Here is an 11,416-nt window from a genome sequence, read left to right as displayed (position 1 = left end):
GACCAGCGAGGCGGTGCGGGCGTTGCCCGGCGACAGGAGCCCGAGCTCGCCCACGATACCGCCCTGGCGCACCTCGAGATCGACCTCCGGGATCCGGAATACGCCGCTCTCGATGTAGTACATCTCGGTGGCGAGATCCCCCTTGCGGAACACCACCTCGCCGATGCCGAACGGGCGTCTCGAGCCGAAGGGCCGCAGCCACTCGAGGGACAGGTCGTTGTCGGCGGCCGTCTCCACGTCGCGGACGAGGCGCAGCATCTGCCAGAGCCGGTAGGCGTTGAACGGCATCTGGATCAGCTCGGTGAGCACCACCGGCATGCTGCCGATCATGATGCCGTAGGTGATCACGGCGCAGCTCGCGCAGAGCGAGATGATCCGCAGCGGAATCATCGTGCTCATGGCCGTCGCCGAGATGGTCAGCGCCGTCCCGAGATAGCCGATGCCCTCGACCCAATCCATCGCCGCCCCCTGTCGCGTTTCGGCCGGGGGATGCCCGTCTTGTCCGGCTGCGGCAAGCGCCCCGGCCGCTTCCGGGGCCTGCTCATCTCAGCCTGTGCCCGCCCGGATACGCTCCCCGGCGCCGTCCGGTACGATGGCGGACACGGCCTCGGCGGCCCGGACGCCCTCCTCGTAGGCGCCGCCGACCGTGCCCCACTGCTCGCGGGACAGGGCCTCGCCGGCGAACCAGACCGTGTCGGCGACGGAGGCGCGGAGGGCCTTTCGCGCCGGTGCGTGGCCCGGCGGGACCACGGCCCACGAGCCGCGCGACCATCGGTCGTGGCGCCACGCGCTCATCGCCGGGATCGTCAGGTCGCGCAGCCGCGCCCGGCCGAAATGCTCGGTCAGGACCGCGCGGACGTGGCGGCGCACGCCGTCCGCGCCGGACCCGGCGGCATCGATCGCCGCGGCCTCGTGCAGGTCGAGCTCGTAATAGTGGAACGGCGTGTCGTCGATGCGGGTGAGGAGCCCCGGCGGGGCGCGCCGTCCGCCGTGGATCGCCGCCAGCCGGTCGCGGCCGCGGAACGGGCTCGACGGCCAGTGCAGCACAGCGTGCTCGTAGATGCCGGTGGTGAAGCCGTCGATGGCGGCGCGGACCGCGTTCGGCAGCGGCGGCGTGAAGGCCGGCCCGTCCCGGAGCACCATCATCGGCACCGTCACGATGACCGCGCGGGCGGCGTACACGGTCCCGTCCGCGCCGGTCGCGCGGACGCGGCCACCCGACCAGTCGATCCGCGTCACCGGGGTCGCGAGCGCCACCGGCAGGCCGTCCGCCAAGCGGGCGATGTAGCTGCCGTAACCGTCGGCCAGGAAGTAGTTGTCGCCGTATTCCAGGCTGGGGAAATCGTGGAGCGAGACCTCCGCCAGCGGCCGGCCCGAGACGAGACCGTGCACCTGCGCGACCCGCTCGCCCCAGGCGCCGAGCCCGGGCGGCAGGGCGCTGGAGGCCGGCCGGTCCGGGCCGGGCCGCGCGGCGCCGCGGGTCATGGCGCGGTCCGCGCGGTCGAAGGCGCGCCCGTTGGCCCGGACATCGTCGGCGCGGCCGGGCCGGCCCCCGACCCAGACGTGGCTCTCCTGCGCGGCCCGCCGGAGCCTCTCGCCGCGCGCGCGGCCGAGCGCCACGAGGGGATTGATCGGTCCGGCATGGAGCCAGTGGGCGCCGAGATCGAGGGCGTGGCCGCGTAGGGAAACCGTCAGGGCGCGACCGCCGACGCGGTCCCGCGCCTCCAGCACCGCGACGGACACACCCCGGGCCGCGAGAGTCCGGGCCGCCCCGATGCCGGCGGCGCCGGCGCCGATCACCAGCACCTCCGGGTGCTCGGGCAGCGGCGCGAGGCGCGGCCTGTAGGCCGGCTGGACGACCGGGTCGACCCACCGGCGATCGGACGCCCGGGGCGCCGAGACCTGTCCTGTCGTGTCCTGCACGCGCGCTCCCCGCACCCTGACGCCCCCGCGACGGATCCCGATCTTGCACCGGTCGCCGCACCGCTCCACAACGCGCCGGCGCCGCTTCCGGCGCAGGCCGGAATCCTCGCCCGATGCTCGTCGAGTCCGCCGCGGCGGCTTTGCGCCAGACCTTCTCGCCGCCGCTGCGCGCGATCCTGTGGAAATCCCTCGGCCTGACGGTCGGGCTCCTGCTCCTGATCTGGCTCGGCCTGACCCGGCTGATCCAGGCGTTCCAGGCGAGCCACCACATCTCCGCCCAGTACCCGATCCTCGACAGCCTCGCCTACTACCTGGCGGGTTTCGGTCTCGTCGTGGCCCTCGCCTACCTGATGCCGGCGGTCTCGATCCTGGTGGCGGGCTTCTTCCTGGACGACGCGGCCGAGATCGTCGAGCGCACCGATTTCCCGAACGAGCCGCCCGGACGCGCCATGCCGTTCGGAACGGCCATGCTCTACGCCCTGCGCTTCGCCGGCGTGACGCTGCTGGTGAACCTCGCGGCCCTGGTCTTCTTCTTCATCCCGGTGATCGGGATCGCCGCCTTCTTCGCGGCCAACGCCTACCTGCTGTCCCGCGAGTATTTCGAGATGGCGGCGGCCCGGTTCCGCCCCCTCCCGGAGGCCGCCGAGATGCGCCGCGCCTTCTCGATCCGGACGCTCGGCGCCGGGTGCCTGCTGGCCGGCCTGATGATCGTTCCGATCCTCAACCTGCTGACGCCCCTCTTCGGGATCGCCCTGATGGTCCACCTGCACAAGCGCCTCAGCCGGCGCCTGCTGGTGGCCGGTCCGGGGCGCTAGGCCGGCGCGCCGATGCGGCCAATCCACACGCTGGCCGTCCGGGCCGCCGACCGCTACCTTCACCGTGACCCGGCCGGATGTCTGGGGCGGAGAGCCGATCGATGAAGGCGCACGACGCGGGCGCGGACGTCCCTCCGCCGCCCGGCAAGGCCCCGTTCCTGCTGGTCGGCCTCGCCGGACTCGGCCTGCTCGCCTGGGGTGCCTACGGCCACTGGCAGCGCGACGCGGCGGCGACCGCGACTCTGGAGCGGATCAAGACCCTCGTGCCCCAGGTGCGCACCGTGGCGGTCGAGCGCGCCGAGGGCCCCCTCGATCTCGTACTTCCGGGCGAGATGCAGGCCTTCACAACGGCGGCGATCGCCGCGCGCGCGACCGGCTACGTCGCCGAACGCCGGGTCGATATCGGGTCGCGGGTGAAGGCGGGCGATCTCCTCCTGCGCATCGCCGCCCCGGATCTCGACCAGCAGCTCGCCCAGGCCGAGGCGCAGGTCGGCCAGCTGAAGGCGCAGCTGCTCCAGGCGCGGGCGCAGGTCGAGCAGGCCCGCGCCAACGTCAACCTCGCCAACCTCACCAACAACCGCACGAGCACGCTGGCCGTCCAGGGCTGGGCCTCGCGGCAGAATGCCGACAACACCCAGGCGGGCGTGCTCAGCCAGGCCGCGGCGCTCGCCGCCGCCGAGGCCGGCGTGAAGGTCGCGACCGCCAACATCAAGGCGCAGGAGGCCGTGGTCGACCGCCTGAAGGCACTCACCGCCTTCGAGCGGGTCGTGGCGCCGTTCGACGGCGTCGTGACGGTGCGCAACGTCGATGTCGGCGATCTCGTGCGCGCCGACAACGGCGGCACGCCGCTCCTGAGCATGGATCAGGACAGCCTGCTGCGCATCACCGTCAACGTGCCGCAGAAGGACGCCGTCGGCGTCGAGCCCGGTGTCCGGGCCGAGATCACCGTGCCGCAGATGCCGGGGCGGCGCTTCGACGGCTTCGTGGAGCGCAGCTCCGTCGCGCTGAACGCGGCGTCGCGCACGCTGACCACCCAGGTGGATGTCCCCAACGCCGATCGGGCGCTGCGGGCCGGGCTCTACGCCTACGTCACCCTCAAGATCCCGCGGGCCGAGCCCGGCGTGACGATCCCCGCCGAGGCGACGGTGTTCAGCGGCAACGACCTCAGGGTCGCTACCCTAACCGACGACGACCGGGTGACGTGGCGGACGATCCGCGTGCGGCGCGATCTCGGGCGCACGCTGGAGCTGGAATCTGGGCTGCCCGCCGAGACCCGGATCATCTACAGCCCCGCCCCGGACCTGCGCGACGGCCAGTCCGTCGAACCCCTGAAACCGTCGCCCGCGCCCGGGCCGCTCCGCTCGGCTCAGCGGTGAACGCCGGACTGATCCGCGCGTGCGCGTCCGCGGATACGGCCTCCGGCGCGGCGGATACCGTTCGATACGCCGGTGTCGAGGCGGCGACATGGGCATCACGGCAAGCGGCCCGTCCGAATCCGCTGCTGAACTGCGCGCCAATCAAGATGAAAACTTGAGCTCGGCCGACAGGATCCGCCCAGCGGCAGAAACGCGGTGCCGCAGATCTCCGCGATCGCGCGGTCGACTGGGCGGAATCTGCCGATTGCTGTGCGCCAGGCGTGCGCGACTGATCTGAGATCGCGAGGCCGCCGGCTAATTGCCTCTTAACAGGTGTCATTTATCGCTGGCCGGACGTGTGACCCAGCGACCGGTGCGATGCGAGACCCCGAGACGCCGACGGATTGCGGAGACCGAGCAGGGCGTTCTCGCGCGGCCGCGACGCTGACGGGCCGCGTCACGACGATCCGCGCCGCGGTCGGCGTCGCATTCCTCTGTGTCGCCCTCCTCCTGGGCGCGCTCGCGCTCTCGACCGGCTTGGCGATCTTGCAGGTGGGCGGGCTCGCCACGCGGACCTACGACGAGTCCCTGACGTCGATCAGCTTCGCCCGCGCGGCGGCGGCCGACTTCGCCAAGATGCGCACGACCCTCATCCGGCGGATGCAGGCCCGCGACGGTGCCGAGGTGGCGAAGCGGGATTCGGAGATCACCGATCTCTCGGCGGTTCTGGCCGAGGATCTCGTCATCGCGGCCGAGCGTGCCCAGTCCGAGCGGGCTGCGCGGACGGCCCAGGCGGTCCAGGCCGGCGTGGCTTCCTGGGAGAGCCTGCGCCGCGAGCTCGACCCCGTGACGGTGCGGCCGGATCAGGCGGCAGCCCTCGAACGGCAGGCCGACGCCGTCGAGGGCCAGATCGATCTCCTGATCAACGTCATGGCCGGCGACGGCTTCACCTTCAGGCAGGCGGCGCGGCAGCGGGTGGTGGGCGCGATCCGATGGCACGCCGCCGCGGTCGCCCTCGTGATCCTTGCCTGCGGGCTGATCGCCTGGCTGCTCACCCGCCGCATCAGCGGATCGGTGAGCGCGGCGGCCGAGGCGGCCGAACGGATCGCGGGCGGTCAGCTCGACGATCGGATCCCCACCGGCGGTCGCGACGGACTGAGCAGGCTGCTGGATGCCGTCGCGGCGATGCGGTCGACCATCCGGGCGCTGACGCTGCGCGAGGTCAGCCAGCGCCGGGTCGCCGAGGCGCTCGTGACGGACGCGCTGCAGACGTCGCGGGAAGGCGTGGTGGTGGTCGATGCCGACGGCCGGATCGCCCTGGCGAACGCGCAGGCCCTCCGCTTCTTCGTTGGGCTCGCTGCCGCCATCGAGGCCGGTCTGTCCCTGACGCGGATTGCGGACGAGCCGCGGGACCAGCACCGGGAGGTGCTGGACGATTGCTTCAGGGCCCTGGCCCGGGACGGAGACATCCGATTGGCCGACGGCCGCTGGCTGCGGGTGAGCCGCAGCGCCACCCGGCAGGGCGGCTTCATCGCGGTGTGCAGCGACATCAGCGTCCTCAAGGAGCAGGAGCGCCGCCTCACCCAGACCAACCTGCGCCTCGACGCGGCCCTCGACACCATGTCCCAGGGGCTCTGCCTCTACGACGGGCAGAGCCGGCTGATGGTGGTCAACCGGCGCTACAGCGAGATCTACGGCCTGCCGCCCGGCGCGGTCGTGCCCGGCATGACCGCGCTCGAGGTCCTGAGCGCCAGCCTCGCGGCCGGCAACCACCCCGGCTGCGATCTCGAGGCCCTGCTGCGGCAGCAGCGGGACGCCTTCAGCAACGGCGCGTGGCAGACGCATTTCCAGGAACTGAGCAACGGTCGCATCGTCGCCATCGACCGTCGCGAGGCCGCCGATGGCGGTTTCGTGGCCACCTACGAGGACGTCACCGAGCGCCGCCGGGCCGAGGCCCGCATCGCCTTCATGGCGCATCACGACATGCTGACCGGGCTGCCCAACCGGGTGGCGGTGGGTCAGCAGATCGACGTGGCCGTGGCCCAGGCCGGGCGCGACCAGGGCTTCGCGGTCTTCGCCATCGACCTCGACGACTTCCGGCCGGTCAACGAGACCCTCGGCCACGGCATCGGCGACGAGCTGCTCGTCGCGGTCGCCAACCGGCTCACCGCCTGTGTGCGCGAGATCGACTGCGTCGCCCGCCTGGGGGCCGACGAGTTCATCGTGGTCCAGCGCGGCGTCGACCGGCCCGAGGACGCCGCCATCCTCGCCCGGCGCATCATCGAGGTCGTCGGCGCGCCCTACAGCCTCACGCACCACACGATCAGCGTCGGGCTCACCATCGGCATCACCCTCGCCCCCAGCGACGGGTCGAACGCGGACAAGCTCCTGAAGAACGCCGAGGTCGCCCTCGATCGGGGCAAGACCGAGGCGCGCGGCGCCTTCCGCTTCTTCGAGCCGGCGATGGATGCCCGCCTCATGGCGCGGCGAATCATGGAGCGCGACCTGCGCGACGCCCTCGCCCGGGAGGCGTTCGAGGTCTACTACCAGCCGATCTACAGCCTCGAGACGGACCGGATCTGCGGCTTCGAGGCGCTGCTGCGCTGGAACCACCCGGTCCGCGGCTTCGTCTCGCCGGCCGAGTTCATCCCGATCGCCGAGGAGCTCGGGCTGATCGTGCCGCTCGGCGAGTGGGTGCTGCGCCGCGCCTGCGAGGAGGCCGCCCGCTGGCCGGACGAGCTCAAGGTCGCGGTCAACGTCTCGGCGGTGCAGTTCACCTCGGCGAGCCTCGTCACCGCCGTGCGCGAGGCGCTGCGGCGCACCGGCCTGCCGGGCCGGCGCCTGGAGCTGGAGATCACCGAGACGGTGCTGGTGGCCAATCCCGGCGCCACGACGGCGATCCTCCACAGCCTCCGCGCGCTGGGCGTGCGCGTGGCGATGGACGATTTCGGGACCGGCTACTCGTCGCTCAGCTACCTGCGCTCGTTCCCCTTCGACAAGATCAAGATCGACCAGTCCTTCGTGCGCGACCTGTGCGTGAAGGACGGGACCGACTTCATCGTGCGGGCGGTGATCGGCCTCGGCGCCAGCCTCGGCATGACGACGACCGCCGAGGGCGTCGAGACGGAGGCGCAGCTCGCGCACCTGCGCGCCGAGGGCTGCGACGAGGTCCAGGGCTACCTGTTCAGCCGCCCCGTCCCCGTGTCGGAGGTCGCCTCGGTCATCCGCCGCTGGAACGGCGCGCTCCGGGCGATCGCCTGAACGTCGCGGCGTCCGGCGGCGCGCGCCGCCCCGCTAAGGGCAGCGCGCGCCGATGGCCGGCCGGACGCGCGGTCCGGTGATCCGCCCTACTCGGCGGCGTCGAGGCGCGGGCGCTCCACGTGGCTGCGCTCGGCCTTCACCAGCTCGGCCGTGCGGAACGCCACCTCCAGCGCCTGCTCCGCGTTGAGGCGCGGGTCGCAGTAGGTGTGGTAGCGGTCCTGCAGGTCGTCGGCGGTCAGGGCCCGGGCGCCACCCGTGCACTCGGTCACGTCCTTGCCGGTCATCTCCAGGTGGATGCCGCCCGCGAAGGTACCCTCGGCCCGGTGGACGCCGAAGAAGCCCTCGATCTCCTGCATGACCCGCTCGAACGGCCGGGTCTTGTAGCGGCCGGCCGGGATCGTGTTGCCGTGCATCGGATCGCAGATCCACACGACCGAGCGGCCTTCCCGCTCGACCGCCCGGATCAGTGCCGGCAGGTGGTCGCCGACCTTGTCGGCGCCGAAGCGGCAGATCAGGCTGAGGCGCCCCGGCTCGTTCTCCGGGTTGAGCAGGTCGATGAGCCGGATCAGGCCCTCCGCCTTCATGGATGGGCCGCACTTCAGGCCGATCGGGTTCTTGATGCCGCGGGCGTACTCGACGTGGGCGTGGTCCGGCTGCCGGGTCCGGTCGCCGATCCACAGCATGTGGCCGGAGGTGGCGTACCAGTCGCCGGTCGTCGAATCGACGCGGGTCAGCGCCTCCTCGTAGCCGAGCAGCAGGGCCTCGTGGCTGGTGTAGAAGTCGGTGGTCCGCACTTCCGGATGCGTCTCCGGGTTGATGCCGATCGCCCGCATGAAGTCGAGGGCGTCGGTCATGCGGCCGGCCACGTCCTGGTAGCGCGAGGATTGCGGCGAATCCTTCACGAACCCCAGCATCCAGCGATGCGCGTTCTCGAGGTTCGCGTAACCGCCGGTGGCGAAGGCGCGCAGCAGGTTCAGCGTCGCGGCCGACTGGCGGTAGGCCTCGAGCTGCCGGCGGGGATCCGGGACCCGCGCCTCCTCCGAGAAGCCGATGCCGTTGACGATGTCGCCGCGGTAGCTCGGCAGGCTCACGCCGTCGAGAGTCTCGGTGGGCGACGAGCGCGGCTTGGCGAACTGCCCGGCGATGCGCCCGACCTTCACCACCGGCGAGCCGCCCGCGAAGGTCAGCACCATCGCCATCTGCAGGAACACCCGGAAGAAGTCGCGGATGTTGTCGGCGGAGTGCTCGTCGAAGCTCTCCGCGCAGTCGCCGCCCTGGAGCAGGAAGGCCTGGCCCGCGGCGACGCGCGCGAGCGCGGCCTTCAGCTTGCGGGCCTCACCGGCGAAAACGAGCGGCGGAAAGCTCGCGATCTGCGACTCGACGGCACCCAGGGCGGCGGCGTCCGGATAGGCCGGGACCTGCTCGATCGGCAGATGCCTCCAGCTCTTCGGTGTCCAACGCTCGCCCATGACCTCTCTCCGCGCACCCCTTCGTGCGATCGCGCCCTACGCGCGAAGCGCGGCTTATAGAGAGGTTCCCGCGGACATGCGAGTGCCGCGAGAGGGGGGCAGGCGCGTCCCGGAGTCGGGTCTCGCGTCAGGCCTCACCGTCCTCGACTTCGATCCCGTGCTCGGCCAGGATCCAGAAGATCGCCTCCAGGTCCTCGGCCGAGACGTCCCGGGGCGGCAAGGCCTCCTCCAGGTCGTCGTAGGTCAGGTTGCGGCTGCGCTGCGCCTCCGCCTTGGCGAGGAGGCGGTCGATCGCCTGCCGGATGTCCGGCGAGAGCGCCTCGTGGCTCGGCGGCCGGTGGAAGGCCGGCCGCAGGGCGTCCTCCAGCAGGCCGTCGATGACCGCCTGCCGCCGCGCGTGCGCGTCGTCCTCGCGTCGTCCCTTGCCGGTGCCCTGCTTGCCCATGCCCCTGATATGGCTCGGTCGCGCACCGCGTCGAGGCCCCGGCCGCGCGGAGGTCTCAGCCGACGCCGACCGGGTGCTTGGTGACTTCCGGGACCCGCATGGTCACGAGCTCCTCGGCGGCGGTCGGATGGACCGCGATGGTCCGGTCGAAATCCGCCTTCGTGGCGCCCATGGTCACGGCGATCCCCACCGTCTGGATGACTTCTCCGGCGTCGTGGCCGAAGATGTGGACGCCCACCACCCGGTCGCTGGCGCAGTCGACCAGCACCTTCATGAGGATCCGCTCCTCGCGGCCGGACAGGGTCGCCTTCATCGGGCGGAAGCGCGCCTTGTAGACGTCGATCTTGCCGTAGATCTCGCGGGCGGCCGCCTCGTTGTGGCCGACGACGCCGATCTCGGGGGTCGAGAACACCGCGGTCGGGATCAGGCGATGATCGACGCAGGCGGGCTTGCCGCCGTAGACCGTGTCGGCGAAGGCGTGGCCCTCGCGGATCGCCACCGGCGTGAGGTTGGCGCGGTTGGTCACGTCGCCCACCGCGTAGATCGAGGGAACTCGGGTCTGCGAGAAGGCGTCGACCGGGATCGCGCCGGCGGCGTCGGTCGCGATGCCGACGCGGTCGAGGCCGAGGCCCTCGACGTTCGGCCGCCGGCCCGTCGCGACGAGCACCTGATCCACCAGGATGTCGCTGCCGTCGTCGAGCTGCGCGCACAGCCCGCCGTCCCGGCGCTCGACGCGCCGCAGCGTGCGACCGAGCCGCAGGTCCATCCGCTGGCCGTAGGCCTCGGCCAGGGCGTCGCGGATCTCGTCGTCGAACCCGCGCAGCAGCCTGTCGCCCCGGTGCAGCAGCGTCGTGCGGCTGCCGAGCGCCGCGAAGACGCCGGCGAATTCCACCGCGATGTAGCCGCCGCCGATCACCAGGATCCGCTCCGGCAGGCTCTCCAGCTCGAACACCTCGTTCGAGGTGATCGCCAGGTCGATCCCCGGCACCGCCGGCTCCTTCACGGGATGCGCGCCGACCGCCACCAGGATCCGCTCGGCGCGGACCGTGCGGCCGGACGCCACGAGGCGGACCGTGTGGGGATCCTCGATCACCGCCCGCTCGGGCACGATCTCGACGCCGGCGCGGATCAGGTTGGCGTCGTAGATGCCCTCGAGCCGGGTCACCTCCGCGTCGCGCCGCGTCTTGAGGGTGCCCCAGTCGAAGCGGGGCTTCTCCACGGTCCAGCCGAAGCCCGCGGCGTCCTCGAACTCGTCGGCGAAGCGGCCGGCATAGACCATCAGCTTCTTCGGCACGCAGCCGCGGATCACGCAGGTGCCGCCCACCCGGTACTCCTCGGCCAGCATCACCCGCGCGCCGTACCCGGCCGCGATCCGCGCCGCGCGGACACCACCGGACCCGCCGCCGATGACGAAGAGGTCGACGTCGAACGCGCTCATGCCGGACCGTCCCGCTCGGATCTCTCGCGCGCGCCGGCCGGAGAGGCCGCGCGCATCCAGGTGATGGCAGCGCCGAGCCCCGCCGTCCACCACGCCGCCCAGCCGTTGTGCTCGACGAAGGCGATCGCCACCGCGCAGGCCAGGAGGCCGAGGGCCGCGGCGCGGTCCGGCCGCGGCAGCGGCGCGATCCGCGCGAGCAGCAGCAGCAGCGTCAGGGCCGCGAGGATCGCGCCGGGCAGGCCGAGCTCGGCCCAGACCTGCAGGAAGCTGTTGTGCGGGTGCCCGACCCCGAGGAGGACGCGCATCTCCGGCGGCACCGTTCGGGCGACCGGCGTCTCGGCGAAGCGTGCGCTCGTGCCGACGCCCGCGCCGCGCCAGGGATCGGCCGCCACCGCGGCCCCGAAGCTGCGCGCGATCGCGACCCGGGCCCGGGACGAGGACTGGACGAGGCGCTCGTGGGCGGCTTCCGGCATGGCGCGGGCGAGGAGGTCGCCCTCGACCGGAGCGAGCGCCACGGCGAGACCGAGACCGAGGCCGGCGAGTCCCAGGCCGACCCGCGGGGGCAGGAGCCGCGCCAGGGTGGCCGTCGCGGCACCCGCCAGGAGGCCGAGCTGGGCGGCGCCGCTGATCGAGCGGAGCACGCCGAGGCCCGCGAAGGCGAGCGTCGCGGCGGCGAGCCCGCGGGCGCGGCCCTTCCAGAGCACGAGGGC

9 protein-coding genes are annotated in these 11,416 nt (G+C 72.6%); 3 read left to right on the top strand and 6 right to left on the bottom strand.

What is annotated here, in order from left to right; translation table 11 throughout:
* Both ME121_RS31565 and ME121_RS31560 read right to left on the bottom strand, forming a co-directional pair.
* A partial coding sequence (locus ME121_RS31565; RefSeq protein WP_059410242.1) for a cyclic nucleotide-binding domain-containing protein occupies window positions 1–459 on the bottom strand: 459 nt, incomplete at its 3' end.
* Between the two features lie 87 nt (window positions 460–546).
* Window positions 547–1,806, bottom strand: coding sequence for a flavin monoamine oxidase family protein (locus ME121_RS31560; protein WP_245337857.1), 1,260 nt, complete (start codon window positions 1,804–1,806; stop codon window positions 547–549).
* 230 nt (window positions 1,807–2,036) lie between these two features.
* Between ME121_RS31560 and ME121_RS31555 the strand changes: the two genes are divergently transcribed.
* From ME121_RS31555 to ME121_RS31545, 3 genes are all read left to right on the top strand, one after another.
* Window positions 2,037–2,738, top strand: coding sequence for a sulfate transporter family protein (locus ME121_RS31555; RefSeq protein WP_059410241.1), 702 nt, complete (start codon window positions 2,037–2,039; stop codon window positions 2,736–2,738).
* 101 nt (window positions 2,739–2,839) lie between these two features.
* Entirely contained in the window at window positions 2,840–4,114 is a 1,275-nt protein-coding gene (locus tag ME121_RS31550; protein ID WP_058606785.1) for an efflux RND transporter periplasmic adaptor subunit, read from the top strand.
* A 357-nt stretch (window positions 4,115–4,471) separates the two neighbouring features.
* On the top strand, window positions 4,472–7,354 hold the full coding sequence (locus ME121_RS31545; protein ID WP_059410240.1) for an EAL domain-containing protein: 2,883 nt from the start codon (window positions 4,472–4,474) through the stop codon (window positions 7,352–7,354).
* 86 nt (window positions 7,355–7,440) lie between these two features.
* Here ME121_RS31545 and ME121_RS31540 read toward each other — a convergent pair whose 3' ends face one another.
* The 4 genes from ME121_RS31540 to ME121_RS31525 all read right to left on the bottom strand — a co-directional run.
* Window positions 7,441–8,823, bottom strand: coding sequence for a class II 3-deoxy-7-phosphoheptulonate synthase (locus ME121_RS31540; RefSeq protein ID WP_012319647.1), 1,383 nt, complete (start codon window positions 8,821–8,823; stop codon window positions 7,441–7,443).
* A 127-nt stretch (window positions 8,824–8,950) separates the two neighbouring features.
* Window positions 8,951–9,268 (bottom strand): RNA polymerase sigma factor region1.1 domain-containing protein, encoded by a 318-nt coding sequence (locus ME121_RS31535; protein ID WP_012319648.1) that lies wholly within the window; start codon window positions 9,266–9,268, stop codon window positions 8,951–8,953.
* Window positions 9,269–9,323: 55 nt separating this feature from the next.
* Entirely contained in the window at window positions 9,324–10,706 is a 1,383-nt protein-coding gene (gene gor / locus ME121_RS31530; RefSeq protein ID WP_059410239.1) for a glutathione-disulfide reductase, read from the bottom strand.
* On the bottom strand, window positions 10,703–11,416 hold a 714-nt coding region (locus ME121_RS31525), incomplete at its 5' end, for an O-antigen ligase family protein (protein WP_491892931.1). The genes ME121_RS31525 and gor, both read right to left, overlap by 4 nt.

The organism is Methylobacterium sp. ME121, assembly GCF_000974725.1.
GTDB classification, from domain to species: Bacteria; Pseudomonadota; Alphaproteobacteria; order Rhizobiales; family Beijerinckiaceae; genus Methylobacterium; species Methylobacterium radiotolerans.
The sequence above is the reverse complement of the archived record's forward strand: the minus strand, read 5'-3'. Positions and strand labels throughout refer to the sequence as shown.

Coding starts and splice junctions, on each gene's coding strand:
- ME121_RS31555 (WP_059410241.1), top strand. CDS start 2,037: ATGCTCGTCGAGTCCGCCGCGGCGGCTTTGCGCCAGACCTTCTCGCCG.
- ME121_RS31550 (WP_058606785.1), top strand. CDS start 2,840: ATGAAGGCGCACGACGCGGGCGCGGACGTCCCTCCGCCGCCCGGCAAG.
- ME121_RS31545 (WP_059410240.1), top strand. CDS start 4,472: ATGCGAGACCCCGAGACGCCGACGGATTGCGGAGACCGAGCAGGGCGT.
- ME121_RS31540 (WP_012319647.1), bottom strand. CDS start 8,823: ATGGGCGAGCGTTGGACACCGAAGAGCTGGAGGCATCTGCCGATCGAG.
- ME121_RS31535 (WP_012319648.1), bottom strand. CDS start 9,268: ATGGGCAAGCAGGGCACCGGCAAGGGACGACGCGAGGACGACGCGCAC.
- gor (WP_059410239.1), bottom strand. CDS start 10,706: ATGAGCGCGTTCGACGTCGACCTCTTCGTCATCGGCGGCGGGTCCGGT.